At 67.4% G+C, this 25299-nt stretch carries 25 protein-coding genes; 11 read left to right on the forward strand and 14 right to left on the reverse strand.

Annotated elements, in window-relative coordinates:
- Window positions 1-69: 69 nt before the first annotated feature.
- The 6 genes from WU80_RS13900 to WU80_RS13925 form a co-directional block, all read right to left on the reverse strand.
- Window positions 70-1122, reverse strand: a complete 1053-nt coding sequence (locus WU80_RS13900; protein WP_055403188.1) for a virulence factor Mce family protein — start codon at window positions 1120-1122, stop codon at window positions 70-72.
- On the reverse strand, window positions 1122-2324 hold the full coding sequence (locus WU80_RS13905; protein ID WP_055403189.1) for an MCE family protein: 1203 nt from the start codon (window positions 2322-2324) through the stop codon (window positions 1122-1124). Before WU80_RS13905 ends, WU80_RS13900 begins: the two co-directional genes overlap by 1 nt.
- An 18-nt stretch (window positions 2325-2342) precedes the next feature.
- Entirely contained in the window at window positions 2343-3185 is an 843-nt protein-coding gene (locus WU80_RS13910) for an ABC transporter permease (protein ID WP_055403190.1), read from the reverse strand.
- Window positions 3186-3192: 7 nt separating this feature from the next.
- Entirely contained in the window at window positions 3193-3957 is a 765-nt protein-coding gene (locus WU80_RS13915) for an ABC transporter permease (RefSeq protein WP_055403191.1), read from the reverse strand.
- Between the two features lie 236 nt (window positions 3958-4193).
- Complete coding sequence (locus WU80_RS13920; RefSeq protein ID WP_055403192.1) at window positions 4194-5108, reverse strand: 3-oxoacyl-ACP reductase; 915 nt, start codon at window positions 5106-5108, stop codon at window positions 4194-4196.
- 44 nt (window positions 5109-5152) lie between these two features.
- Window positions 5153-5344 (reverse strand): ferredoxin, encoded by a 192-nt coding sequence (locus tag WU80_RS13925; protein WP_055403193.1) that lies wholly within the window; start codon window positions 5342-5344, stop codon window positions 5153-5155.
- A 201-nt stretch (window positions 5345-5545) separates the two neighbouring features.
- On the opposite strand from WU80_RS13925, the gene WU80_RS13930 reads away from it, so the two are divergent.
- The 4 genes from WU80_RS13930 to WU80_RS13945 are packed head-to-tail and all read left to right on the forward strand — an operon-like array spanning window position 5546 to window position 10084.
- A complete protein-coding gene (locus WU80_RS13930) occupies window positions 5546-6727 on the forward strand; it encodes an acyl-CoA dehydrogenase (protein WP_055403194.1) in 1182 nt (393 codons plus the stop codon).
- Between the two features lie 28 nt (window positions 6728-6755).
- Window positions 6756-7853 carry an acyl-CoA dehydrogenase family protein gene (locus WU80_RS13935; RefSeq protein ID WP_055403195.1) on the forward strand — a complete coding sequence of 366 codons (1098 nt, stop codon included), beginning with the start codon at window positions 6756-6758 and terminating at the stop codon, window positions 7851-7853.
- 4 nt (window positions 7854-7857) lie between these two features.
- Entirely contained in the window at window positions 7858-9366 is a 1509-nt protein-coding gene (gene fadD17, locus WU80_RS13940; RefSeq protein WP_055403220.1) for a long-chain-fatty-acid--CoA ligase FadD17, read from the forward strand.
- 4 nt (window positions 9367-9370) lie between these two features.
- A complete protein-coding gene (locus WU80_RS13945; RefSeq protein WP_055403196.1) occupies window positions 9371-10084 on the forward strand; it encodes a serine hydrolase in 714 nt (237 codons plus the stop codon).
- Here WU80_RS13945 and WU80_RS13950 read toward each other — a convergent pair.
- The 4 genes from WU80_RS13950 to WU80_RS13965 are packed head-to-tail and all read right to left on the reverse strand — an operon-like array spanning window position 10070 to window position 14881.
- On the reverse strand, window positions 10070-11620 hold the full coding sequence (locus WU80_RS13950; protein ID WP_055403197.1) for an acetolactate synthase large subunit: 1551 nt from the start codon (window positions 11618-11620) through the stop codon (window positions 10070-10072). The genes WU80_RS13945 and WU80_RS13950 overlap by 15 nt on opposite strands.
- A complete protein-coding gene (locus WU80_RS13955) occupies window positions 11617-12441 on the reverse strand; it encodes an amidohydrolase family protein (RefSeq protein ID WP_055403198.1) in 825 nt (274 codons plus the stop codon). Before WU80_RS13955 ends, WU80_RS13950 begins: the two co-directional genes overlap by 4 nt.
- A 23-nt stretch (window positions 12442-12464) precedes the next feature.
- The gene (locus WU80_RS13960; protein WP_055403199.1) at window positions 12465-13232 is read right to left on the reverse strand and encodes a fructosamine kinase family protein; all 768 of its coding nucleotides are present in this window, start codon (window positions 13230-13232) and stop codon (window positions 12465-12467) included.
- Window positions 13229-14881, reverse strand: a complete 1653-nt coding sequence (locus tag WU80_RS13965) for an acyl-CoA synthetase (RefSeq protein WP_055403221.1) — start codon at window positions 14879-14881, stop codon at window positions 13229-13231. Before WU80_RS13965 ends, WU80_RS13960 begins: the two co-directional genes overlap by 4 nt.
- Window positions 14882-14945: 64 nt before the next feature.
- Between WU80_RS13965 and WU80_RS13970 the strand changes: the two genes are divergently transcribed.
- Window positions 14946-15758: a crotonase/enoyl-CoA hydratase family protein gene (locus tag WU80_RS13970; protein ID WP_055403200.1), complete on the forward strand. Its 813-nt coding sequence runs from the start codon at window positions 14946-14948 to the stop codon at window positions 15756-15758.
- A 103-nt stretch (window positions 15759-15861) separates the two neighbouring features.
- Window positions 15862-16701, forward strand: coding sequence for a hypothetical protein (locus WU80_RS13975; protein ID WP_055403201.1), 840 nt, complete (start codon window positions 15862-15864; stop codon window positions 16699-16701).
- Window positions 16702-16762: 61 nt separating this feature from the next.
- Here the strand turns inward: WU80_RS13975 and WU80_RS13980 are convergent, their stop codons facing one another.
- From WU80_RS13980 to WU80_RS13990, 3 genes are read right to left on the reverse strand one after another with little or no spacing between them, the layout of a single operon-like run.
- Window positions 16763-17950, reverse strand: coding sequence for a cytochrome P450 (locus WU80_RS13980; RefSeq protein WP_156349541.1), 1188 nt, complete (start codon window positions 17948-17950; stop codon window positions 16763-16765).
- Window positions 17951-17952: 2 nt separating this feature from the next.
- On the reverse strand, window positions 17953-18669 hold the full coding sequence (locus WU80_RS13985) for an acetoacetate decarboxylase family protein (protein ID WP_055403203.1): 717 nt from the start codon (window positions 18667-18669) through the stop codon (window positions 17953-17955).
- A gap of 43 nt (window positions 18670-18712) precedes the next feature.
- On the reverse strand, window positions 18713-19744 hold the full coding sequence (locus WU80_RS13990; RefSeq protein ID WP_055403204.1) for an LLM class F420-dependent oxidoreductase: 1032 nt from the start codon (window positions 19742-19744) through the stop codon (window positions 18713-18715).
- Between the two features lie 65 nt (window positions 19745-19809).
- Between WU80_RS13990 and WU80_RS13995 the strand changes: the two genes are divergently transcribed.
- From WU80_RS13995 to WU80_RS14010, 4 genes are read left to right on the forward strand one after another with little or no spacing between them, the layout of a single operon-like run.
- On the forward strand, window positions 19810-20805 hold the full coding sequence (locus WU80_RS13995; RefSeq protein ID WP_055403205.1) for a Zn-ribbon domain-containing OB-fold protein: 996 nt from the start codon (window positions 19810-19812) through the stop codon (window positions 20803-20805).
- Between the two features lie 15 nt (window positions 20806-20820).
- Window positions 20821-21885, forward strand: a complete 1065-nt coding sequence (locus WU80_RS14000; RefSeq protein ID WP_055403206.1) for a thiolase domain-containing protein — start codon at window positions 20821-20823, stop codon at window positions 21883-21885.
- Window positions 21885-23090, forward strand: a complete 1206-nt coding sequence (locus WU80_RS14005; RefSeq protein ID WP_055403207.1) for a thiolase domain-containing protein — start codon at window positions 21885-21887, stop codon at window positions 23088-23090. The genes WU80_RS14000 and WU80_RS14005 overlap by 1 nt, the downstream gene beginning before the upstream one ends.
- Window positions 23083-23490 (forward strand): nuclear transport factor 2 family protein, encoded by a 408-nt coding sequence (locus WU80_RS14010; protein WP_055403208.1) that lies wholly within the window; start codon window positions 23083-23085, stop codon window positions 23488-23490. The genes WU80_RS14005 and WU80_RS14010 overlap by 8 nt, the downstream gene beginning before the upstream one ends.
- Here the strand turns inward: WU80_RS14010 and WU80_RS14015 are convergent.
- Complete coding sequence (locus tag WU80_RS14015) at window positions 23487-24011, reverse strand: gamma carbonic anhydrase family protein (protein ID WP_055403209.1); 525 nt, start codon at window positions 24009-24011, stop codon at window positions 23487-23489. The two genes, WU80_RS14010 and WU80_RS14015, sit on opposite strands and share 4 nt — an antisense overlap.
- A 126-nt stretch (window positions 24012-24137) precedes the next feature.
- Here WU80_RS14015 and WU80_RS14020 point away from each other — a divergent pair, with 126 nt between their 5' ends.
- On the forward strand, window positions 24138-25295 hold the full coding sequence (locus WU80_RS14020) for a Rieske 2Fe-2S domain-containing protein (protein ID WP_055403210.1): 1158 nt from the start codon (window positions 24138-24140) through the stop codon (window positions 25293-25295).
- The last annotated feature ends 4 nt before the right edge of the window (window positions 25296-25299 follow it).

Genomic DNA, 25299 nt, shown 5'->3' on the forward strand with positions numbered 1-25299 from the left:
GTATAAGAGACAGCCACCAGCACCACCCCGAAGATGCCGGTGCGCAGCGGATCGCGCTCGCGCTTTGCGTCACTTGGCAAAAGCGCACCTCCCCTTGCTGGGATCCACCTGGCCGCCGAGCGGCAGCAGGATGTCGCTGCCGGCCGGGCCGTTGATCTTGATCGTCACGGAGCAGAAGTAAATGTTGAAGAACGACCCGTACGCACCGAGTGCGGCCAGCCGAAGGTAGTCCTCACCGAGCTGTTCGATGTCGTTGTTGACCTCCGCCTTGCGGTTGTCCAGCTCGGTGGCCAGCGGCCTGGTGTTTTCTAAGATGCCCTGCAGCGGCCGGCGCGAATTCTGCAGCAGCTCGGTCAAATCCGTCGTCGTCGAGGCCAGCGGCGGGATGGCGCCCGCGATGTCGTCCTTGTTCTTGGCCAGCCCGCTGATCAATTGCTGCAACTGGTCGACGCTGGTCGAAAACTGGGCGCTGCGCTGATCGACGGTCTTGAGCACGGTGTTGAGGTTGTTGATCACGTCACCGATGAGCTGGTCGCGCTGGCCCAGCGCCGACGAGAACGCGCTGGTGTCGGCCAACACGTTGGACAACGCGCCGCCTTGGCCCTGCAGCAGCTCGATGACGGCGCTGCTGATCGTGTTGACCTTGTCCGCATCCAGACCCTTGAGCACCGGCCGCAGGCCACCCAGCAGCGCGTCGAGATCCAGTGCGGGCTGGGTGTGTTGGGAGTTGATGGTCGCGCCCGGCGGCAGCTTGCGCAGCTCCCCCGGCCCCGAGGTGATCTCCAAATATCGGTCGCCGACCAGGTTTTCGTAGCGGATCACCGCCCGCGTCGACGAATACAGCGTGTAGCGCCTGTCGATCCCGAACGCCACATCGATGGTGTTGTCCGGGTTGAGCTTGACGCCGGATACCGCACCGACCGGGACGCCGGCGATGCGGACCTTCTGACCCGACTTCAGCCGCGACACGTCGGTAAACGTTGCGTGGTACGTGCTTTCGGGACCGAACCGGAAGTCGCCGAAGACCACCACCAGCGCCGCGGACACCAGCAGCATGGCGGCCGCGAAGATGCTGACCTTGATCATCATCGAGCGGTGCGAGGGCATGGTTCCGGCCGCCATCAGAAGTCGTCCCGTTCCGCGAAGGCGCCGTGGAACAAGAACTGCAGTGTCGACGGCGCGTCAAACTGCAACTCCGTGAACGGCTCGTACGGGATGTTGGCGTTGTCGGTGACCAGGAACGGGGCGCGGTAGAAGGATCCACCGGTCTGCTTGGTCGGGATGTCCGGCAGCCCGCGGCAGTTGGGACCACCCGAGGCGTTGACGATGGGCAGCGACTCCGGGTAGGTGTACGACGGCGCGCCGAGCACGAAGCTCGACGACGTGAACAGGCCCGCCTTGCGGACACCGATCAGCGGGGCGAATTCCTTGATACCGCGCTCGATGCCGGCGAACAGGCAGCCGAATTCCGGCGAATAGTCGGCGGCCACCTTCAGCGGTGCCCGCAACCGGTTGATGGCGTCGATGAAGTTCTGTTCGGCCGGGGCCAACGTCTCGTAGGCGTTGTTGGATAGGCCGATCGTCGCCAGCAAGGTGTCGTTGAGGTTGTTCTGCTGGTCGACGACGGTCTTGTTGATCGTCGGCAGGTTGTCGAAGACCGTGTTCAGGTCCGGGGCGGCGTCGGCATAGTTGTTGGCGACGATCGCCGTCTTGCGGAAGTCCTCCTGCAGCGCGGGCAGCTTCGGATTCGTCTGGCGCGTCAGGGTGTCCAGGCCCGTCAGGATGCCGCCGAAGTCGTCACCGTGACCGCGCAGGCCTTCGGACAGCGCGCTCAGTGTTCCGTTGAGTTCGACCGGGTCGATCTTGTGCAACAGGTCGATCAGCGACTGGAAGAGCGTGTTCACCTCCAGCTGCACCGAGGAGGCGGCGACGTGGGCGTCCGGGCGCAGTGACGTCGGCGAAGGGTTTTGCGGCGGAATGAATTCCACCGCCTTGGCGCCGAAGATGGTGTTTCCCGCGATGTGCACCGTGGCGTTCGAGGGGATGAAATGCATGTCGTTGCTGTTGATGCCCAGCGTCAGCCGGGCCTGGTCATCGGCGTAGTCGATGGTCTCGACCTTGCCGATCTGGATGCCCCGGTACTTGACCTTGGCGCCCTTCTCCATCACCAGCCCGGCGCGCGGAGCCGAGACGGTGACCTTGTCGATCGAGGCGAAAGCCGCTGTGTAGGAAAGGTAAGTGATGACGGCGAACGCCAGTATCAGGCCGGCCAGCACCGCGGCTGCCAGCCGGACGTGGGTGCGTCGCGTGTCGGTTTCTGCCATGTCCTTTAAGCGGTCCTGTTATCCGGAGAGGTTGAAGTTACCGGACGCGCCGTACACGGCGAGTGAGATGAACAATGTGATGACGACGACGACGATCAGCGAGGTGCGCACGGCCTGGCCGACCGCGATGCCGACGCCGACCGGGCCACCGCTTGCGTTGTAGCCGTAGTAGGTATGGACGAGCATCACAGCGATGGACATCACGATCGCCTGCAGGAACGACCACAGCAGGTCCGACGGGATGAGGAAGGTATTGAAGTAGTGGTCGTAGAGACCTTTTGACTGCCCGTTGATGTACACGGTGGTGAAGCGGGCGGCGAAGAACGCGGCGAGCACCGACAGCGAGTACAGCGGAATGATCGCGATCAGTCCGGCGATCAGGCGGGTGGACACCAGGTAGGACACCGATTCCACCGCCATGCATTCGACGGCGTCGATCTCTTCGGACACCCGCATGGCGCCCAGCTGGGCGGTGGCACCGGCACCGATGGTGGCGGCCAACGCGATTCCGGCGATCACCGGCGCGACGACGCGGACGTTGAGGAACGCCGACAGGAACCCGGTCAGCGCCTCGATGCCGATGTTGCCCAGCGACGAGTAGCCCTGCACCGCGATGACCCCGCCGGAGGCCAGGGTCAGGAAGGCGGCGACGCCCACGGTGCCGCCGATCATGACCAGCGCCCCAGCGCCCATGGTCATTTCGGCGATCAGCCGGACCGTCTCCTTGCGGTACTTGGTGATCGCGTGGGGGACGTGGCGCACGGTGTGGCCATAGAACAAGGCCTGCTCACCGAAGTCATCGACGGGCCCCTGCAACCGGGAGGCGAGGTTGCGCAGCCGGTAGGTGACGTCGTAGCTCATCGTGTACTCACTTCGCCGAGATCCGTACGCCGATGGCCGTCATCACCACGTTGATGACGAATAGACAGATGAACGCGTAGACGACGGTTTCGTTGACCGCGTTGCCGACGCCCTTGGGTCCGCCCTTGACGGTCAGGCCGCGGTAACAGCCGACCAGCCCGGCCATCACGCCGAACAGCAGCGCCTTGACTTCGGCAAGAACCAGTTCGCGCAGACCGGTGAGGACGGTCAGCCCGTTGATGAACGCACCGGGGTTTACGCCCTGCAGGAAGACGGAGAACACGTAGCCACCGGACAACCCGATGGCGCACACCAAACCGTTGAGCAAGAGCGCGACGACCGTGGAGGCCAATACCCGCGGGACCACCAGGCGCTGAATCGGGTCGATGCCGAGCACGCGCATCGCGTCGATCTCTTCGCGGATGGTCCGCGCACCGAGGTCGGCACAGATCGCGGTGGCACCGGCGCCCGCCACGACGAGCACGGTCACCACCGGACCCAACTGGGTGATGGTGCCGAATGCCGTTCCCGCCCCGGACAAGTCGGCGGCGCCGATCTCGCGCAGCAGGATGTTGAGGGTGAACGCCACCAGCACGGTGAAGGGGATGGACACCAGCAGGGTCGGAACCAGCGACACGCGCGCGATCATCCAGGTCTGTTCCAGGAACTCGCCCAGTTGGAAGGGCCGGCGGAAAGTTTCACGACCGGTGGCGATCATCATTTCGAAAAACCCGCCGACGGCGCGGGCGGGAACCGCAAGTTGTTCCTTCAACTCGGCTACCCCCCTCAGCTGCTCGCGGCGAAGTCTGTGCGTCGCCTTAGCGGTGTCTTCCGTCGCATGCGGCTCGGTGTGAGCCGGATCATATTAACCCAGAACAAGTTAATGGTGTCAACGAACAGTATTTCTTTGTCCAAAACGTTAATTTGCCAGGTCAGACACCATTGCAATGCCTCAAACTGACACAGGTTCTACCTGCCGATTCCCCCCCGTAAAGTAACCTCACACGGTTATTGCTCCATTAGCCCGACCGCGGAAAAGTTCCGTTCCGGATCGCGCCCAGCAAAGTACTGTTGCAGCGTCTCGCTCAGTTGCGCGGGCTCCCACGCGGCCCCCTCGGCGCTGAACCTGTGCTCCGCGGTCGGCGCCGCCACCAACGTCACTTGCGGGCCGTACACGATGAACACCTGGCCGTTGACTTCCGCGGCCGCGGGCGATGACAAGAACTTCACCAGGCTGACCACGTGCTCGGGCGACAGCGGGTCGACCCCGCCCGCCTCCACTTCCGGTGCGGCACCGAAGACGTCGGCCGTCATGGCGGTGCGGGCGCGCGGACAGATCGCGTTGGCGCACACCCCGTAGCGGCCCAGCGCCCGCGCGGCCGTCAGGGTGAGCGAGATGATGCCGGCCTTGGCCGCACCGTAGTTGGCCTGCCCTACCGGGCCGACCAGCCCCGCCTCGGACGCGGTGTTGACCAGGCGGCCGAAGACGGTTCCACCGGCCTCCTTGGCCTTCGAGCGCCAATAGGTCGCCGCGTTGCGGGTCAAAAGGAAGTGGCCACGCAGGTGCACCGCGATGACGAGGTCCCACTCCTCGTCGGACATGTTGAACAGCATCCGGTCGCGGGTGATGCCGGCGTTGTTGACGACGATGTCCAACCCGCCCAGGCCGTCGGCGGTGGCGACCAATTCGTCGGCGGTCGCGCGCTCGCTGATGTCGCCGGCGACCGCGACGGCCTTGGAACCCGCCGAGTTGATCTCGTCGATGACGTCGGAGGCGTCCAGCGCGGCGGCGATGTCGTTGACGACGACGGTGGCGCCGGCTCGAGCCAGGCCAAGCGCTTCGGCCCGCCCCAGCCCCGCGGCGGCACCGGTCACCACCGCGACCTTTCCGGAGAGATCGGTCGCGTTCGTGCTGCTAGTCAATTTATGAATACCTCTAGTTTCGTCAAGACGCTCTAGCGCTCGGGTCAGTCTTCGCGCAACAGCGCGGCTCGCGGGCATTCGGCGATCGCCTGCTCGGCCAGCTGCTCCTGGTCGGCGGGGATCGGATCGAGCTTGACGACGGCGTAATCCTCGTCGTCCAGGTCGAAGATATCCGGCGCGATTCCCAAGCACACAGCATTGCCTTCGCACCGGTCGTGGTCGACGATCACCCGCACAGCACCCTCCTTGCAGCTGGCCCTCACTTGAGCACGAGCCCCATCAGTATGTAGGACCACCATAGGGCCCGGATACCGCTGGGGAAACGGTCGCTGGAATCTCAGACTAGAACGTGTTACAACCGGGAAGACGAATGGGTAGTCGTCGGCCGAGTAACGTCGGCTAATCGAGGCGAGTCAGGTTAGCAAAGGACGGCTGGAATGCGCATCAGTTACACCCCTGAACAGGAGGAGCTGCGTCGCGAGCTGCGGTCGTACTTCACCAAACTCATGACGCCCGAGCGTCGCGAGGCACTGACCTCCTCGGGCGACGGCGAGGTCGGCACCGGCACCGCGTATCGCGACACCGTCGCCCAGATGGGCAAGGACGGCTGGCTCACCCTGAACTGGCCCAAGGAGTACGGCGGCCAGGACCGCTCGCCGATGGACTCGCTGATCTTCACCGACGAGGCGGCGATCGCCGGCGTTCCGGTGCCGTTCCTGACGATCAACAGCGTGGCGCCGACCATCATGGCGTTCGGCACCGAGGAGCAGAAGAAGTTCTTCCTCCCCAAGATCGCCGCCGGCGAGCTGCACTTCTCCATCGGCTACTCCGAACCCGGCGCCGGGACCGACCTGGCGAACCTGCGCACCACCGCCGTCCGTGACGGCGACGAGTACGTCATCAACGGCCAGAAGATGTGGACCAGCCTGATCGCCTACGCCGACTGGGTCTGGCTGGCCGTGCGCACCAACCCCGACGCCAAGAAGCACCGCGGGATTTCGATGCTCACCGTGCCGACGACCGCCGAGGGTTTCTCGTGGACGCCCGTGCACACCATGGCCGGCGTGGACACCAGCGCGACCTATTACTCCGACGTGCGGGTCCCGGTGACCAACTTGATCGGCGAGGAGAACGGCGGCTGGAAGCTGGTCACGAACCAGCTCAACCACGAACGCGTCGCCCTGGTATCGCCGCAACCGATCTTCTTGGCCCTGCGCGAGGTTCGCGAGTGGGCGCAGAACACCAAGGACGACGGCGGCGCCCGGCTGATCGACTCGGAGTGGGTGCAGCTCAACCTCGCGCGCGTGCACGCCAAGGCCGAGGTGCTCAAGCTGATCAACTGGGAGCTGGCGTCGTCGAACAGCGAGTCGCTGTCGCCGGCCGATGCGTCGGCGGCCAAGGTGTACGGCACCGAGCTGGCGACCGAGGCGTACCGGCTGCTGATGGAGGTGCTCGGCACGGCGGCGACGCTGCGCCAGGATTCGCCGGGCGCCCTGCTGCGCGGCCGGGTCGAGCGGATGCACCGGGCGTGCCTGATCCTGACCTTCGGCGGCGGCACCAACGAAGTGCAGCGCGACATCATCGGCATGGTCGCCCTCGGCCTGCCCCGCAACCGCTGAGCCTCCTCGTCGGAAAGGACGAACATCGATGGACTTCTCGACAACCGAAGCGGCGAACGATCTCGGCGGCCTGGTGGACACGATCGTCAGTTCTGTGTGCACACCGGAGCACCAGCGCGAGCTCGACAAGCTCGACCAACGGTTCGACCGCGAGCTGTGGGGCAAGCTCGTCGACGCCGGCATCCTGACCAGCGCCTCGGCCACCTCGGTGGGCGGCGACGGTTTCGGTGTGCTCGAGCAGGTCGCCATCTTGGTGGCGTTGGGCCACCAGCTGGCGGCCGTGCCCTACCTCGAGTCGGTGATGCTCGGCGCCGGCGCGCTGGCCCGCTTCGGCACCGAGGAGCTGCAACAGCAGTGGGCCGCCCCGGCGGTCAGCGGCGAGAAGATCCTCGCCGTCGCGCTGCTGGGCGAGATGGGTGAGGGTCCGGTGCAGGCCGCCCGCGCCGGTGAGGGCTACCGTCTCACCGGCACCCGCACCCAGGTCGGCTTCGGGCCGGCCGCCGATGCCTTCCTGGTTCCGGCCCAGACCGACTCCGGCACCGCCGTTTTCGTCGTCGCCGCCGACGACCCCGGCGTTTCGGTGACCCGGCTGGAGACCACCGGCCTGGGCAGCGTCGGACACCTGACCCTGGACGGGACCCAGGTCGATGGCACCCGCATGGTCGGCGGCGCCGAGGTGGTCGTCTGGCTCGACACGCTGTCGGCCTTGGGCCGCAGCGCGTTCCAGCTGGGGGTGCTCGAACGCGGCCTCCAGCTCACCGCCGAATACGCCCGCGAGAGAGAGCAATTCGATCGACCGATCGGCAGCTTCCAGGCGGTGTCCCAGCGCCTCGCCGACGGCTACATCGACGTCAAGGGCTTGCGGCTCACGCTCACCCAGGCGGCCTGGCGCGTCTCCGAGGATGTGCCCGCCGACATCGACGTGGCCAGCGCGGCGTTCTGGGCCGCCGACGCCGGGCACCGGGTGGCGCACACCATCGTGCACGTGCACGGCGGTGTCGGCGTCGACACCGATCACCCGGTGCACCGCTACTTCCTGGCCGCCAAGGAGACCGAATTCGCGCTGGGCGGGGCCACCGGTCAGCTGCGCCGGATCGGCCGTGAGCTGGCGGAAACCCCTGCCTGACTTCGTGCTTCCGCCCGACCCGACGGTCACCAAACTGCTGGTGCCGCTGGCCGAGATCGACGACCGGGGCGTCTACTTCGAAGACTCGTACACCAACTGGCGGGATCACCTGCGCAACGCCGCCGCGATCGCGTCGGCGTTGCGCGACCGCCTGGACCCGGCGAAGCCACCCCACATCGGTGTGCTGTTGGAGAACACGCCGTTCTTCTCGGCGATGCTGGCCGCGGCCGGCATGTCCGGCATCGTGCCGGTGGGACTGAACCCGGTGCGCCGCGGCGAAGCGCTGGCCCGAGACATCGCCCACGCCGACTGTCAAGTGGTGCTGGCCGATTCGGGTTCGGCCGCCGCGTTGGGCGACATCGACCACGTGAACGTCGACTCGACGGAGTGGGCCGACGAAGTGGCCGCGCACGGCGGCGCCGAGCCGCGTTTCCAATCCGCAACGGCGGACGACCTTTTCATGCTGATCTTCACCTCGGGCACCAGCGGCGAGCCGAAGGCGGTGAAGTGCAGCCATGGCAAGGTCGCGATCGCGGGCGTGACCATGACCCAGCGATTCGACCTCGGCCGCGACGACGTCTGCTATGTGTCGATGCCGCTGTTCCACTCCAACGCGGTGCTGGTCGGCTGGGCGGTGGCGGCGGCGTGCCAGGGCTCACTGGCGTTGCGGCGCAAGTTCTCCGCCTCCAATTTCCTGGCCGACGTCCGCCGCTTCGGTGCCACCTACGCCAACTATGTCGGCAAGCCCCTGTCCTATGTGCTGGCCACCCCGGAGCGGCCCGACGACGCGGACAATCCGCTGCGGGCGGTGTACGGCAACGAGGGCGTGCCCGGCGACATCGAGCGCTTCGGTCGCCGGTTCGGCTGCGTGGTCCAGGACGGGTTCGGTTCCACCGAGGGCGGGGTGGCGATCGCGCGCACCCCGGACACCCCGGACGGCGCACTGGGTCCGCTCCCGCAGGGCGTCGACATCGTCGACCCCGACACCGGTGAATCCTGCCCGCCGGGCGTGGTCGGCGAGCTGGTGAACACCGCGGGCCCCGGCCGCTTCGAGGGTTACTACAACGACGAGGCAGCCGAGGCCGAGCGGATGGCGGGCGGGGTCTACCACACCGGCGACCTGGCCTACCGCGACGACGCCGGCTACGCGTACTTCGCGGGGCGCCTGGGTGATTGGATGCGCGTCGACGGGGAAAACCTGGGCGCCGCGCCGATCGAGCGAGTGCTGCTACGCTACCCCGACGTGACGGAGGTGGCCGTGTACGCGGTGCCGGATCCGGTGGTGGGTGACCAAGTGATGGCGGCGGTCGTGATGGCCCCGGGGACCGAGTTCGATGCCGAGAAGTTTCGCGCCTTCCTGGCCGAGCAGCCCGACCTGGGGCCCAAGCAGTGGCCGTCGTACGTGCGGGTCAGCGCCGAGCTTCCGCGCACGGTGACGTTCAAGGTGCTCAAGCGCCAGCTGGCGGCCCAGGGCGTCGACTGCGGGGATCCGGTGTGGCAGGTTCGCCGGTAGCGACATGACTTCCCGGCCCTTGGAGACCGCGCTCGAAGCGAGCTTTGATCAGCTGTGCGCCGCGATGCCGGCGGAGGTCGGGGTCGCGATCGCCCGGCCCGATCGCACCTATTCGCTGGGCCGGTGGTGGTCCGGTGTCGCATGGTCGACGATCAAGGTGCCGTTGGTGATTGCGGCGCTGCGCAGCGATTGGTTGCGGGCCAAGGACCTGGCCGTAGCGGCCATCACCGAATCCGACAACCGCGCATCGGAGCAACTGTGGTCGCACTTGGGCGATCCGCAGGAGGCCGCACGGCGGGTGCAGGGTGTGATCGCCGAGGGCGGTGACACCGCCACCGTGGTCGAATCCCGCCGGCTCCGGCGCGGGTACACGGCGTTCGGCCAGACGCAGTGGACCCTGCAGCGGCAGGCCCGGTTCGCGGCCGAACTGCCCTCCATCCCCGATTCGGCCGACGTGATCGACTTGATGCAGCGCCTCACCAGCGGCCACCGCTGGGGCCTGGCCGCGAAAGGCTTTGCGGCCAAGGGCGGTTGGGGGCCCGGCACGCAGGGCGACTACCTGGTGCGCCAGTTCGGCATCGTGCCCACGGCCTCGGGGCAATGGGGCGTGGCCCTGGCGGCCAGGGTCCACGACGGGGTGATGGAGACGGGCGTCGACGTCCTCAACTCCATGTCGGAGTGGGTCCTCGGCCGGCTTCCGGGGCTAGCCCGTTATTGACGGCACCACCGCGTCGATCAGGTGCGGCCCGGGTTCGTTCAACGCCCGCCGCAGCGCGTCGGCGAGTTCCTCGCCGGTGGTGACGCGGCGCGCCGGGACCCCCATCCCCTCGCTGATCTTGACGAAATCCATTGTGGGGCGCGACAAGTCGAGAAGGTCGAGGGCCTTCGGCCCGGGCGCCGATCCGGCCCCGACCCGGGCCAACTCGATGCGCAGGATGTCGTAGGCGCTGTTGTCGTAGATGACGGTCGTCACGTTCAGTTGTTCGCGCGCCTGAGTCCACAACCCCGAAATCGTGTACATCGCCGACCCGTCGGATTCCAGGCACAGCACCGCCCGATCGGGGGCGGCGACCGCGGCCCCGACCGCGGTCGGGATCCCGTAACCGATCGCCCCGCCGGTCAGCGTCAGCCAGTCATGGGCCGGTGCCCCCGCCGTGGCCTGGGCCAGCAGCACACCGGAGGTGTTCGACTCGTCGACGACGATCGCCCCTTCCGGCAGCAGCGCCCCGATGACGTCGGCCGCCGACGCCGACGTCAGGGGACCGCTCGGCAGTTGGGGGCGCGCCGCAACCGCCACGGGCGCAACGGTTCCGGGCGCCACCTCGTCGGCCACCGCGGCCAACGCCTCGGCGGCGCCGCTGTGCCCGGCGAGCAGATGCACCTCGCAGCCGGCCGGGACGAGGTCGCTGGGCATGCCCGGGTAGGCGAAGAAGGACACCGGCGACTTGGCGCCCGCCAGCACCAGATGCTTGGCGCCGTCCAGCTGGGCGGTCGCGGCCTCGGCGAAATAGGCGAGCCGCTCGACGGCGGGGACGCCGGCGCCGCGCTCGAGCCGGGTCGGGAACGTCTCACACAACACGCGGGCCCCGGTCGCCTCCGCGATGCGGGTGGCCGCGGCGAGTCCGGGACCGCGGGTGGCGTCGCCGCCGACCATGATCACCGTGGGTTCCCCGGAGCGCAGCACCTCGATCACCTCGAACGCCAGCCGCGGCTCGGCCCCCGCCGGCTCCGCGGGCACCGTCCCGGCGGGTTGCGCCCCGTCCGACCACGACACATCGGCGGGCAGGATCAGGGTCGAGATCTGCGAGCCCGCGCGGCTGGCGGCGATCGCCTCCGCGGTGTCGGACGCGACGTCCGCCGTCTGCTCGGTGCGGCGCACCCACCCCGAGACCGTGCCGGCGAGTGCGTCGATGTCGGATTCCAGTGGGGCGTCGTACTTTTTGTGGTACGTGGCGTGATCGCCGACGACCACCACCATCGGCACCTGGGCCCGCCGGGCGTTGTGCAGGTTCGCCAGGCCGTTGCCCAGGCCGGGGCCCAGGTGCAGCAGCACCGCCGCGGGCCGGCCGGCGATGCGGGCGTAGCCGTCGGCCGCGCCGGTGGCCACGCCCTCGAACAGGGCCAGCACCCCACGCATTCGCGGGACGGTGTCCAGGGCGGCGACGAAGTGCATCTCCGAGGTGCCCGGGTTCGCAAAGCACACGTCGACACCGCCGTCGACCAGCGTGTTGATCAAAGCCTGGGCACCGTTCACGTGTTTGCCTCCAGTTTGAAAACGCGCTCGGCGTTGCCGTGCAAGAAGTCTCGGCGGCCCTCGTCGGACAGGCCGAGTTCGTCGAGTCCCGCCAGGGCGTGCGTGTGGCTCATCATCGGGTAGTTGGTCCCGAACAGCACTTTGCGTTGTCCCGTACCGGTTTTCATGAACCGGACCAGCTCTGGCGGCAGCCGGCGCAGCGTGTAGGCGGACGTGTCGATGTAGACGTTTTCGTGCTTGCGCGCGACGGCGACCATCTCCTCGGTCCACGGATAGCCGACGTGGCCGCCGACGATCACCAGCTCGGGAAAGTCGAGGGCGACCTGATCGATGTAGGGAATCGGGCGGCCGGTCTCCGACGGCCGCAGCGGCCCGGTGTGGCCCACCTGGGTGCAAAACGGCACGCCTTGCTCCACGCATTCGGCGAACAACGGATAGTAGCGGCGGTCGGTGGGCGGGGCGTTCCACAACCACGGCACCACCCGAAGGCCGAGGAATCCTTCTGCCACGCGGCGCCGCAGCTCGCGAACCGCTTCCATCGGCCGATCCAGGTCGACGGTGGCCAGCCCGCCAAACCGGTTCGGGTGCAGGCGGATCCACTCGGCAACCTCTTCATTGGAGATCAGATCCTGCCCGCCCGGGCCGCGCCACGCACTGAGCAGACCGAACCGGACGCCCGCGGCGTCCATCGCCTCGATGCTGGCCCCGATCGGGACGTCGGCGTCCGGTATCCAATCCCCGGTCCAGCGCCGCAGGGATGCCAGCATGTCGCTGCGCAGGAACCGCGCAGTGGGGTGCTGCATCCACACATCGACCGTCATCGAGGTCCAACAGTAGACGGACGTTACGCGGCCAGTGCCGCGCGGGCGGCAGCCTGCGTCTGACGCGCGTACCCGCCGCCGAACAGCACGACGTGCGCCAGCAACGGAAAGAGTTGATGCAGCCCGACCCGGTCGCGCCAACCCGGTTTCAGCGGCCGCACCCGCTGGTAGCCGTCGAGGACCGCGTCGTGGTGCGGGCAGCCGAACAGGGCGAGCATCGCCAGGTCGGTCTCGCGGTGGCCGGCGTGCGCGGCCGGGTCGATCAGCACCACCCCGTCGGGTGTCCACATCACGTTGCCGCTCCACAAGTCACCGTGCAGCCGGGCGGCCGAATCGTCGTCGTCGAAGTCACCCGCGCGGCAACGCGCCACGACGGAGTCGATCGCGTCGCGAGTCGACGCGTCCAGCCGCGGCGCCGCCAGCTCCGCCATCGGGGTCAGCCGCTCCTCGGCGTAAAAGTCCCCCCAGCGCGGGTGCCGCCGCAACGACATCGGCAGCGGCTGGGACAGCGGGCCGAAGAACCCGGGCCCGTCCCAGCCGTCGGGGCCGGCCCCGAAGGCCGGCGCGCCGGCGTCGTGCGTCACCGCGAGCCGGCCACCGAACGCCCGCGCCGCCTCCGCGGTCGGTGGCACGGAATCAAGCCGGCCCAGGATCAGGCTCGTCGCGTCGACGGAGAGCACCCGCGCGCACGGCGCTCCGCCGTCGACGCCGGAGAGCCAGCGCAGGCCCGCGGCCTCCCACGCGAAGTACCCGGCCGGGGCGTTCGGGTGGTGCTTGACGAATTCGGTCAAGCGCTCACGTGAGCGGCGTGCACGTCGTCGGCGGGGCGCGCCTCGGTCTGCTCTTTGGCCCAGCGGTAGTCCGGTTTGCCGGCCGGGGAGCGCTTCACCTCGTCGACCAGCCAAAGGCTGCGCGGCACTTTGTATCCGGCGATTTCGGAGCGCACGAAGCGGTCCAGTTCGGCCAGCGAGGGCTTGGACCCCGGCCGCGCCTGCACGACGGCGGCGACGTGCTGCCCGTATCGGGGATCGGGCACGCCGACCACCAGCGCGTCGAAGACGTCGGGGTGGCCCTTGAGCGCCGCCTCAACCTCCTCGGGGTAGATCTTCTCGCCGCCGCTGTTGATCGACACCGAGCCGCGGCCCAGCATCGTGACGGTGCCGTCGTCCTCGACCAGCGCCCAGTCGCCGGGGATCGCATACCGGACGCCGTTGATGGTCTTGAATGTCTCGGCGGTCTTCTTCTCGTCCTTGTAATAGCCGACCGGAATGTTGCCCTTCTTGGCGATGAAGCCGCGCACTCCGGAGCCGGGCTTGACCTCGTTGCCCTCCTCGTCGAGCACCACGGTGCGGTGGTCGATGGTCACCCGGGGGCCGCCGGCGTGCGGCGCGTCCTTGGCGACGATGCTGGTGCCGCCGAAGCCGGTCTCCGAGGAGCCGATGGAGTCGGTGATCACCCGGTTCGGCAGCAGTTCGAGCAGCTTCTCCTTGATGCTCGGCGAGAACAGTGCGGCGGTGCTGGCGAGCAGGAACAGCGAGGACAGGTCGTACTCGTTCCCCTCGTCCTGGTGGGCCAGCAGCGCATCGAGCAGCGGCCGCGCCATCGCGTCGCCGGTGAAGAACAGCAGGTTCACCTTGTGCTCGTGGATGGTGCGCCACACCTCGTCGGCGTTGAATTCCGGTGCGAGCACGGTGGTTTGGCCCGAGAAGATCGACATCCAGGTGGCCGACTGGGTGGCGCCGTGGATCATCGGCGGGATCGGGTAGCGGACCATCGGCGGGTTGGCGGCGGCGGCCTTGGCCAGGTCGTACTCGTCGGCAACGAATTCGCCTGTGGCGAAGTCGGTTCCGCCGAAGAGCACCCGGTAGATGTCCTCGTGGCGCCACATCACGCCCTTCGGGAAGCCCGTCGTGCCACCCGTATACAGCAGGTAGATGTCGTCGGCGCTGCGCTCGCCGAAGTCGCGCTCGGGTGAGCCCTGCGCGATCGCGGAGTAGAACTCGACGCCGCCGTAGCGCTGGAAGTCGGCGTCGCTGCCGTCCTCGATGACCAGGATCGTCTTGACGTTCGGGGTGTCCGGCAGCACGTTGGCCACCCGGTCGGAGTACTGGCGCTCGTGGACCAGGGCGACCATGTCGGAGTTGTCGAACAGGTAGCGCAACTCGCCCTCGACGTAGCGGTAGTTGACGTTCACCAGGATGGCGCCCGCCTTGACGATGCCGAGCATCGCGATGACGATCTCGATGCGGTTGCGGCAGTACAGCCCCACCTTGTCGTCCTTCTTCACCCCCTGATCGATCAGGTAGTGGGCGAGGCGGTTGGCCTTCTCCTCCAGCTGGGCGTAGGTGAGCTTCTCGTCGCCGCAGATCAGGGCGACACGGTCCGGCACGGCGTCGATGGCGTGCTCTGCGAGATCGGCAATATTCAGGGCCACGGCCACCAAATTAGAACGTGTTACATTTCCTGACAAGTTCGTGCTCAATGTCGAGGGAGAGGCGGTAGCCGTGGCTGAGGCTCCAGCAAACGAGGAATCGGGCCAAGACGCCCTGGTGGAACAGCGCGGTCACACCCTGATCGTGACGTTGAACCGGCCGCACGCCCGCAACGCCCTGAGCACCGAAATGATGGAAATCATGGTCCAGGCCTGGGACCGCGTCGACAACGATCCGGACATCCGCTGCTGCATCCTGACCGGGGCCGGTGGCTACTTCTGCGCGGGCATGGACCTCAAGGCGGCAACGAAGAAGCCGCCGGGTGAATCTTTCAAGGACGGCAGCTACGACCCGTCGCGAATCGACGCGTTGCTCAAGGGACGCCGGCTCACAAAACCCCTCATCGCGGCCGTCGAGGGACCCGCGATCGCCGGCGGCACCGAGATCCTGCAGGGCACCGACATCCGCATCGCCGGCGAGAGCGCCAAGTTCGGCATCTCCGAGGCCAAGTGGAGCCTGTACCCGATGGGCGGATCGGCCGTGCGGCTGGTGCGGCAAATCCCCTACACGGTCGCCTGCGATCTGCTGCTGACCGGACGGCACATCACCGCCGCCGAGGCGAAGGAGATGGGCCTGATCGGGCACGTGGTGCCGGACGGTCAGGCGCTGTCCAAGGCGCTAGAGCTCGCAGACGTCATATCGGCTAACGGACCCCTCGCCGTGCAGGCGATCCTGCGGGCGATCCGCGAGACCGAGGGCATGCACGAGAACGAGGCGTTCAAGATCGACACCCAGATCGGCATCAAGGTCTTCCTGTCCGACGATGCCAAGGAAGGCCCCAGAGCGTTCGCCGAGAAGCGCAAGCCCAACTTCCAGAACCGCTGAGGACGCTTGCGCCGAGCGTGAACTCAGGGCGGGTTTCCAGCCGGATTTCCGCCAAGGGTTCACGCTCGGCGCGGTTGTCGGTAGCCGTAGACACACTGCCCGCGTGGCAGAACCATTCATCGGCAGCGAAGCGCTTGCGTCCGGCGCGCTGACCCGACACCGCCTGCGAACCCGATTCGCCGCAATCTGTCCCGACGTGTACTTCCCGCACGACGTGGAAATGAGCGCGAGGACGCGTGCCCATGCCGCCTGGCTCTGGTCGCGGCGACGGGGCATCGTCGCCGGACATTCCGCGTCGGCGCTGCACGGCGCCAAGTGGGTCGACGCCCGGAGGCCTGCTCAATTGCTGTACGAGCACCGTCGGCCACCGATCGGGATTCACACCTGGTCGGATCAGGTCTCCTTCGATGAAACCCAGCCGGTCGGCGGCATCGTCACCACCACGCCGGAACGCACCGCTTTCGACCTGGCCTGCCGATACCCCACCGGCACCGCGGTCGCCGCCATCGATGCGCTCGCCCGGGCCACCAACCTCAAGATTGCGGACGTCGAATTGCTCGCCGATCGTTACCCAGGCCGGCGGGGCGTTCGGCGCGCGAAGCGGGCGCTGACACTCGTCGACGCGGGCTCCGAGTCACCGCGCGAGACGTGGCTGCGGCTGCTGCTCATCGAGGCCGGCTATCCGCGGCCGCAGACCCAGATCCCGGTCTTCGGGGAGTACGGGGAGCTGATCGCCGTCCTCGATTTGGGTTGGGAGGACGCCAAAATCGCGCTCGAGTACGAAGGCGATCACCACCGAACGGACCGCAGGCAATTTCGAAGGGACATCGCCCGTTTCGAAGCGCTGCCGGAACTGGGATGGACCGCCATCCGGGTCACGGCCGAAGACACCCCAGGCGGCATCATCGCTCGGGTGGCCGCCGCTTGGGCGCGCCGAGCGTGAACTCAGGGCGGGTTTCCGGCCGGATTTCCGCCCTGGCTTCACGTTCGGCGCACGAGAGGCCTCAGCCCAGCGGGGGGCCCGGCGTGAACGCCACCGGCATCTTCTCCAGGCCGGACACGAAGTTGGCCGGCCGCAAGGGCAGATCGGCGTCCGACGCCAGCCGCATGTCCGGCAGGCGCTGCAGCAGCCGGCTCTGCATGATGGACAGCTCCAGCCGGGCGAGCTGGTTGCCGAGGCAGAAGTGCGTCCCGAAACCGAAGGCGAGGTGGTTGTTCGGGTAGCGCTCGATGTTGAAGCTCTCCGGGTCGTCGAAGACCTTCTCGTCGAAGTTCGCCGACTCGAACAGCAGGATCATCTTCTCGCCCTGGTGCAGCTGGGTGCCGTGGAATTCGGTGTCGGCGGTGATCGTGCGCGCCATGTTCTTCACCGGCGCGGTCCAACGGAGCATCTCCTCGATCGCGTTGGGCAGCAGGCTCAGATCGGCCGCCAGGCGCCGGTGCTGATCCGGGTGCAGCAGCAGCTGCCGCGTCCCGCCGGACAGCGTGTGGCGCGTGGTCTCGTCGCCGCCGATCAGCAGCAGCAGCACCTCGGTGACGATCTGGTGGTCTTCGAGGTGCGAGCCCTCGACTTCGGCGTGCACGAGGACGCTGACCAGGTCGTCGGTCGGCTCCTTCTTGCGGGCCTCGATCATCCCCATCATGTATTGGCTGTAGGCCGCGAAGGCGTCCATGGTGACCTGGAAATCGGATTCCGCCGCGGTGCTGCTCAAGAAGCTCACCAGGTCGTCGGACCACTTGAGGAACATCTTGCGCTCTTCGGGCCGCACGCCGAGCATGTCGCCGATGACGGCCATGGGCAGCGGCGCCGCGAGGTCCCAGACGAAGTCACACTCACCGCGCTCGCAGACCGCGTCGATGAGCGTGTCACACAGCGAAACAATCTTGGCTTCAAGGTCTTTCACGCGCTTGCGGGTGAAACCGGAGTTGACGAGCTTGCGGCGCAACAGGTGTTGCGGGTCGTCCATCTCGATCATCATCTCGACGCCGTCTTGGTCGGGCCGAATGCCGCCCGCGTTGGAGAACAACTCGGGGTTGCGCTCGGCCTCGATCACGGCCTGATAGGTGGAGGCGGCCGCTAATCCGTTGCGATCCCGGAAGACCGGCTCGTTCTCGCGCATCCAGCGGTAGACGGGCCGGGAATCGCCCGCGTAGAAAGCGCCGTCGGTGAGGTCGACGTCGGGCCTCGTCATGGTCATGAGATCTCCTGAGCATCACCGAAGGTCATTTGGACGTTTTGAGCCGAACTGGACACTAGAGCGCGTTTTGGAAGACCCAGCGCCGCAAGCTCTTTCGAGTACGGATGATCGCCCAGCCGGACCCGCACTCCGCCGAAGCGGGTGCGCACGCCGTCCAGCGTGTGCTCGAAGGCGGTCTCGCGGGTGACGCCGTCGCGGTGTGAGTAGCTGCGCTGCTCTTGCTGGCGCGGGGTCAGCCGGAATGGCAGGCCGCGGCGAAAATCCATCCCGATCACCGGTTGGCCGTCGATGCTGAGATCGAAACTGAAATGCTCACCTTCGGTGACGGTGAACTCGCCCATAACCTTCGGGTAGCCCCAGATCTTGGTGCCCGCCTCCAAGGTGAATGCCTGGTCGACGGGCAGGTGGTGGATGAAGGCGCCGGCCGACTGCAACGCGCGCGGCCCGGAGGCCTTCGAACCGGGCGGGTTGACCATGACGCTCGTGCCGAACTCGTGGTACTGGCCCAGATCGCCGTCGATGTAGTGCATCAACATCAGGACGACGATCGCGCGGCCGGGCAGGTAGCGGCACACCTGCAGGCCGCTGTAGTCGATCATCTGTTGCGCGGCGTCGGCGTCGACCGAGAACATCGCCATGTGCTGATTTGCCCTGCGGATCCGCACCGGCATGGTCAGTACCGTGCCCGCGATAGTGTGCTGCGAGGCTGTCATCGGGCCACACTAGAACGCGTTCTAATCCCCTGGCAAGGATCGGCTAGATCAGCGTGGCGAGCTCCCTGATCTGCGCCTCGTTGCGTCCGTTGACCACCATCATGGTGACGCCGGCGGCCTCCCAGACCTTGACCTGCTCACGGACGTAGTTGATATCGCCGACGATCGCGGCGTCGTCGACCACCTCGTCGGGAATGATCTCCGCGGCCTTGTCCTTCTGGTTGCTGCGGAACAGCTTCGTCACGTCGTCGACCACCTCGGCATAACCCATCCGCCGGTACACGTCGGCGTGGAAGTTGGTGTCCTCGGCGCCCATGCCACCCATGTAGAGGGCCAGATAGGGCTTCATGGCCGCGAAGGCGGCGGCGCGGTCGTCGGTGATGACGATGTTCGCGGTCGCGCAGATCTCGAAGTCCTCGCGGCCGCGGCGCGCCCCGGGCCGGGCGAACCCCTCGTCGAGCCATTCGTTGTAGGTGTCGGCCATCCGCGGCGTGTAGAAGATGGGCAGCCAGCCGTCGCAGATCTCGGCGGCCAGCGCCACGTTCTTCGGCCCCTCGGCGCCCAGCATGATCGGGATGTCGGCGCGCAGCGGGTGGGTGATCGGCTTGAGCGGCTTGCCCAGGCCGGTCGTCTGCTCCCCGGTCAGCGGCAGCGGATAGTGCGGGCCGTCGCTGGTCACCGGCTTCTCCCGCGCCCACACCTGCCGCATGATGTCGATGTACTCGCGGGTGCGGGCCAGCGGCTTGGGGAACGGCCGGCCGTACCAGCCCTCGACCACCTGCGGGCCGGACACGCCGAGCCCGAGGATGTGCCGGCCGCCGGAGAGGTGGTCGAGCGTCAGCGCGGCCATCGCGGTCGCGGTCGGTGTGCGCGCGGACAGCTGGATCACCGAGGTGCCCAGCCGCAGCCGGTGCGTCGACGAGCCCAACCAGGCCAGCGGCGTGTAGGCGTCCGATCCCCACGCCTCGGCCGTGAACACGGCGTCGAACGCGGTCTCCTCGGCCGCGGCGACGAGTTCCGCGTGGTTCTCCGACGGCTGAGCGCCCCAATACCCGAGCTGCAACCCAAGCTTCATAGTCACTGACCTTCCGAAGGGACCCGATGTTGAAACCGTTCTTAGAACCTGTTCTACTCGATGGCGTGACAGCCAGCTCGAGCAGCCCGACCTTGACGGATCCCACGGAACCGCCACTCTCCGCGCCACTGACGTTGTCTTTCGACTACACCCGTTCGGTCGGCCCCACGCTAAGCAAGTTCTTCACCGCGCTGCGTGAACGCCACGTCCTGGGCGTGCGCGGATCGGATGGCCGGGTGCACGTACCGCCCGCGGAGTACGACCCGGTCACATACGAGCCGCTGGGCGAGATGGTGCCGGTGTCCAGCGTCGGCACCGTCGTGTCCTGGACCTGGCAGCCCGACCCGATAGAGGGCCAGCCGCTGGACCGTCCGTTCGCCTGGGCGTTGATCAAGCTCGACGGCGCGGACACCCCGCTGATGCATGCCGTCGACGCCGGCAGCCCCGACGCCATTCGGACCGGCGCCCGGGTGCATGTGCACTGGGCCGACGAACCGGTGGGCGCGATCACCGACATCGCCTACTTCGCGCTCGGGGAGGAAGCCGAGCCCGTGTCGGAAGCGGCTGCGGGCGAACAGGATCCGGTGACCATGATCGTCACACCCATCTCGCTGACGATTCAGCACACCGCCTCGCACGAGGAGAGCGCCTACCTGCGCGCGATCGCCCAGGGCAAGCTGTTGGGCGCCCGCACCGGAAAAGAGGGAAAGGTCTACTTCCCGCCGCACGGCGCGGACCCGGCCACCGGCCAGCCCACGACGGAGTTCGTCGAGCTGCCCGACAAGGGCACCGTCACGACGTTCGCGATCATCAACATCCCGTTCCAGGGCCAGCGCATCAAACCGCCGTACGTGGCGGCCTACGTGCTGCTCGACGGGGCGGACATCCCGTTCCTGCATCTGGTCGCCGACGTCGACGCGCACGAGGTGCGCATGGGCATGCGCGTCGAGGCGGTGTGGAAACCCCGCGAGGAGTGGGGTTTTGGCATCGACAACATCGAGTACTTCCGGCCGACGGGTGAGCCCGACGCCGAATACGACACCTACAAGCACCACCTGTAAAGGGCACACCTACCAATGAGCGCTCGCAACGTTGCGGTCGTCGGCTTCGCCCACGCCCCACACGTCCGCCGCACCGACGGCACCACCAACGGCGTCGAGATGCTGATGCCGTGCTTCGCCCAGCTCTACGAGGACCTCGGAATCACCAAGGGCGACATCGGCTTTTGGTGCTCGGGGTCCTCGGATTACCTCGCCGGGCGGGCATTCTCGTTCATCTCGGCGATCGACTCGATCGGCGCGGTACCGCCGATCAACGAGTCACACGTGGAGATGGACGCGGCCTGGGCCCTGTACGAGGCCTACATCAAGATCCTGACCGGCGAGGTCGACACCGCGCTGGTGTACGGATTCGGTAAGTCGTCGGCGGGCATTCTGCGGCAGATCCTTTCGCGGCAGACCGACCCTTACACCGTCGCCCCGCTGTGGCCGGATTCGATCTCCATGGCGGGCCTGCAGGCCCGCATCGGGCTCGACACCGGCAAGTGGACCGAAGAGCAGATGGCGCGTGTCGCGTTCGATTCCTTTGCCAACGCACGCCGGGTGGACAACCTCGAGCCGACGATTAACGTCGCCGACCTGCTCGAGAGGCCGTTCTTCGCCGAGCCGCTGCGACGCCATGACATCGCCCCGATCACCGACGGCGCCGCCGCGATCGTGCTCGCGGCCGACGACCGGGCACGCGAGCTGCGGGAGAATCCCGCCTGGATCACGGGGATCGAGCACCGCATCGAAACCCCCGCGCTGGGTGCGCGCGACCTCACCGAGTCCCCGTCGACCAGGGCGGCGGCCAAAGTGGCCACGGGTGGCAAGACCGACAACCTCGACGTGGCCGAGATTTGCGCGCCCTTCACCCACCAGCACCTGATCATCGAGGAGGCCATCCGGATACCGGGGCCGACCAAGGTGAATCCGTCCGGCGGCGCGCTGGCCGCCAACCCCATGTTCGTCGCCGGCCTGGAGCGGATCGGGTTTGCGGCGCAACACATCTGGAACGGGTCGGCGCAGCGGGTGCTTGCGCACGCCACCAGCGGGCCCGCGTTGCAACAGAACCTGGTTGCGGTCATGGAAGGAAAGAACTGATGGCCGGTGCAGGTGCGCACCTAGCCGCGGTACTCGGTACCGGGCAGACGAAATATGTGGCCAAGCGCCAAGACGTTTCGATGAACGGCCTGGTGCGCGAGGCCATCGACCGGGCGCTGGCCGACTCCGGTTCCACCTTCGACGACATCGACGCCGTCGTGGTCGGCAAGGCGCCCGACTTCTTCGAGGGCGTCATGATGCCCGAGCTGTTCATGGCCGACGCCGTGGGCGCGACGGGCAAGCCGCTGATCCGGGTGCACACCGCGGGCTCGGTCGGCGGATCAACCGGAGTGGTGGCCGCCAGCCTGGTGCAGTCCGGGAAATACCGGCGCGTGCTGGCGATGGCGTGGGAGAAGCAGTCGGAGTCAAACGCCATGTGGGCGTTGTCGATTCCGATCCCCTTCATCAAGCCGGTGGGCGCCGGCGCGGGTGGGTACTTCGCCCCGCACGTGCGCTCCTACATCCGCAGGTCTGGCGCGCCGCTGAACATCGGCGCCATCGTCGCGGTCAAGGACCGGCTCAACGGGGCCCGCAATCCGCTGGCGCACCTGCACCAACCCGACATCACCGTCGAGAAGGTGATGGAGTCGCCCATGCTGTGGGACCCGATCCGTTACGACGAGACCTGCCCGTCGTCCGACGGCGCCGCCGCCGTCGTGATCGGCAACGAGGAGGCCGCCGAAGCCCGCCTGGCGCAGGGAAATCCGGTGGCGTGGATCCACGCCACCGCGTTGCGCACCGAGCCGCTGCAGTTCTCCGGGCGCGACCAGGTCAGCCCGCAGGCGGGGCGCGACGCGGCCGCCGCGCTGTGGAAGGCGGCCGGCATCACCAGCCCGATCGACGAGATCGACGCGGCCGAGATCTACGTACCGTTCTCCTGGTTCGAGCCGATGTGGTTGGAAAACCTCGGCTTTGCGCCCGAGGGCGAGGGTTGGAAGCTCACCGAGGCCGGCGAGACGGCGATCGGTGGACGGTTGCCCGTCAACCCGTCGGGCGGAGTGTTGTCGTCGAATCCGATCGGCGCCTCGGGCCTGATCCGGTTCGCCGAGGCGGCGATTCAGGTGATGGGCAAGGGTGGCGATCACCAGGTTCCGAACGCGCGCAAGGCGTTGGGACACGCCTACGGCGGCGGTTCGCAGTACTACTCCATGTGGGTGGTCGGTGCGGACAAGCCGAGGCCGGAAAAGGTCGGCGCCGATGGCTGAGCACCCCGCGCACGACGCCGGCCGGCGCTCGCGCGAGGCTGTGATCGCCAGGGACAAGGAGGCGTGGCTGGCGGTTTTCGCCGACGACGCCATCGTGGAGGACCCGATCGGCCCGTCGGCCTTCGATCCGGAAGGCAAGGGCCACCGGGGCCGCGACGCGATCGCGGCCTTCTGGGACAAGGCCATCGCCCCGACCAAGCGGATCGAGTTCGTCTTTCGCGACACGTACCAGTGCGGCAACGAGGAAGCCAACGTCGGCCACATCCTGATCACCCACGGCGACTATCAGGTGACCGCCGAAGGCGTCTTCACGTACAAGGCCAACGACGAGGGCAAGCTGACCGCCCTGCGCGCGTACTGGGAGATGGACCGCGCGGCCGCGTCGGCCCGCAAGGTCTAAAGCGGCTCGAGCCCGGCCAAGTGCCGCTGCGCCAGCTCGCGATAGGCCTGCGGATTCACCTTTATCCACACCTCGGCGCCCGTTCCGGCGACCGGGCCCTTGATCTGTGCCGGCGAGCCGACCGCCAGCATGCCGGCGGGAATCTGGGTGCCGGCCGTCACCAACGAGTGGGCGGCGACCAGGCTGCGCGCGCCGATCACGGCGCCGTCGAGGACGGTGGCGTGGTTGGCGATCATCGCCTCGGAACCGACGTGCACCCCGTGAATGCAGCACATGTGCGCCACGGTGGCGCCCGGGCCGATGTCGACCGGTATGCCCGGCGGCGCGTGCAGCACCGACCCGTCCTGGACGTTCGCGCCCTCGCGCACCACGATGGGCCCGTAATCGCCGCGCAGCACGGTGTTGAACCACACCGACGCACCGGCCTCGACGACGACGTCGCCGATCAGGGTGGCGGTCGGGGCCACGAACGCGGTGGGGTCTACCCGCGGCGCCCGGCCTTCGAAAGCAAACAGCGGCATCGTCTAGATATACCCCGAGCGCCGAGGCGTCGCGGGAAAGCCCAGCCAGACTCGCCGTCGTTGCGCGGCGACACCGCAAAACTGTAACGTGTTCTAGTTAGAGGGGCAGTGAGTTGGAGGTGACAGGTGAGTACCGACACCAAGGCGGTCGGCATCCGGGAGATCGATCCCGGCGCATTGCCGACCAGGTACGCCCGGGGCTGGCATTGCCTCGGTGTGGCAAAGGACTTCCAGGACGGTAAGCCGCACTCCGTCGAGGCGTTCGGCACCAAGCTGGTGGTTTTCGCCGACTCGCAGGGCGACCTCAAGGTTCTGGACGGCTACTGCCGCCACATGGGCGGGGACCTGTCGGAAGGCACCATCAAGGGCGACGAGGTGGCCTGCCCGTTCCACGACTGGCGGTGGGGCGGCGACGGCCGCTGCAAGCTGGTGCCCTACGCCAAGCGCACGCCCAAGACGGCGCGCACCCGCTCGTGGACGACCGATGTGCGGGGCGGCCTGCTGTTCGTCTGGCACGACCACGAACAGAATCCGCCGGACCCCGCGGTCCGGATTCCCGACATCCCGGAAGCGGCCAGCGACGAGTGGACCGAATGGCGGTGGAACCGCATCCTGATCGAGGGGTCGAACTGCCGCGACATCATCGACAACGTCACCGACATGGCGCACTTCTTTTACATCCATTTCGGGTTGCCGACCTACTTTAAGAACGTCTTCGAGGGCCACATCGCCTCGCAGTACCTGCACAACGTGGGCCGGCAGGACGTCAATGACCTGGGCACCTCCTACGGCGAGGCGCACCTCGATTCGGAGGCTTCGTACTTCGGGCCGTCGTTCATGATCAACTGGCTGCACAACAGCTACGGCGGCTACAAGGCCGAGTCGATCCTGATCAACTGTCACTACCCCGTGACCCAGAACTCGTTCGTGCTGCAGTGGGGCGTCATCGTCGAAAAGCCCAAGGGCATGGACGAAGCCATGACCGACAAGCTCTCGCGGGTGTTCACCGAAGGCGTCAGCAAGGGCTTCCTGCAGGATGTCGAGATCTGGAAGCACAAGACCCGCATCGACAACCCGCTGCTGGTCGAGGAGGACGGCGCCGTCTATCAGCTGCGCCGCTGGTATCAGCAGTTCTACGTGGACGTGGCCGACATCCAGCCGGAAATGGTGGAGCGCTTCGAGATCGAGGTGGACACCACCCGCGCCAACGAGTACTGGAACGCCGAGGTCGAGGAGAACCTGAAGGCCAGGGATTCCGAAGACGTTCCGGCGGAGCAACACTGACCGA

Source organism: Mycobacterium sp. UM_11, assembly GCF_001414075.1.
Taxonomy (GTDB): domain Bacteria; phylum Actinomycetota; class Actinomycetes; order Mycobacteriales; family Mycobacteriaceae; genus Mycobacterium.

Bases quoted from the DNA above. Each gene is read 5' to 3' on its own strand.
- WU80_RS13900 (WP_055403188.1), bottom strand. From the start codon at position 1,122: ATGGCGGCCGGAACCATGCCCTCGCACCGCTCGATGATGATCAAGGTC.
- WU80_RS13905 (WP_055403189.1), bottom strand. From the start codon at position 2,324: ATGGCAGAAACCGACACGCGACGCACCCACGTCCGGCTGGCAGCCGCG.
- WU80_RS13910 (WP_055403190.1), bottom strand. From the start codon at position 3,185: ATGAGCTACGACGTCACCTACCGGCTGCGCAACCTCGCCTCCCGGTTG.
- WU80_RS13930 (WP_055403194.1), top strand. From the start codon at position 5,546: ATGCGCATCAGTTACACCCCTGAACAGGAGGAGCTGCGTCGCGAGCTG.
- WU80_RS13935 (WP_055403195.1), top strand. From the start codon at position 6,756: ATGGACTTCTCGACAACCGAAGCGGCGAACGATCTCGGCGGCCTGGTG.
- WU80_RS13945 (WP_055403196.1), top strand. From the start codon at position 9,371: ATGACTTCCCGGCCCTTGGAGACCGCGCTCGAAGCGAGCTTTGATCAG.
- WU80_RS13955 (WP_055403198.1), bottom strand. From the start codon at position 12,441: ATGACGGTCGATGTGTGGATGCAGCACCCCACTGCGCGGTTCCTGCGC.
- WU80_RS13980 (WP_156349541.1), bottom strand. From the start codon at position 17,950: ATGACGAGGCCCGACGTCGACCTCACCGACGGCGCTTTCTACGCGGGC.
- WU80_RS13985 (WP_055403203.1), bottom strand. From the start codon at position 18,669: ATGACAGCCTCGCAGCACACTATCGCGGGCACGGTACTGACCATGCCG.
- WU80_RS13990 (WP_055403204.1), bottom strand. From the start codon at position 19,744: ATGAAGCTTGGGTTGCAGCTCGGGTATTGGGGCGCTCAGCCGTCGGAG.
- WU80_RS14000 (WP_055403206.1), top strand. From the start codon at position 20,821: ATGAGCGCTCGCAACGTTGCGGTCGTCGGCTTCGCCCACGCCCCACAC.
- WU80_RS14005 (WP_055403207.1), top strand. From the start codon at position 21,885: ATGGCCGGTGCAGGTGCGCACCTAGCCGCGGTACTCGGTACCGGGCAG.
- WU80_RS14010 (WP_055403208.1), top strand. From the start codon at position 23,083: ATGGCTGAGCACCCCGCGCACGACGCCGGCCGGCGCTCGCGCGAGGCT.
- WU80_RS14015 (WP_055403209.1), bottom strand. From the start codon at position 24,011: ATGCCGCTGTTTGCTTTCGAAGGCCGGGCGCCGCGGGTAGACCCCACC.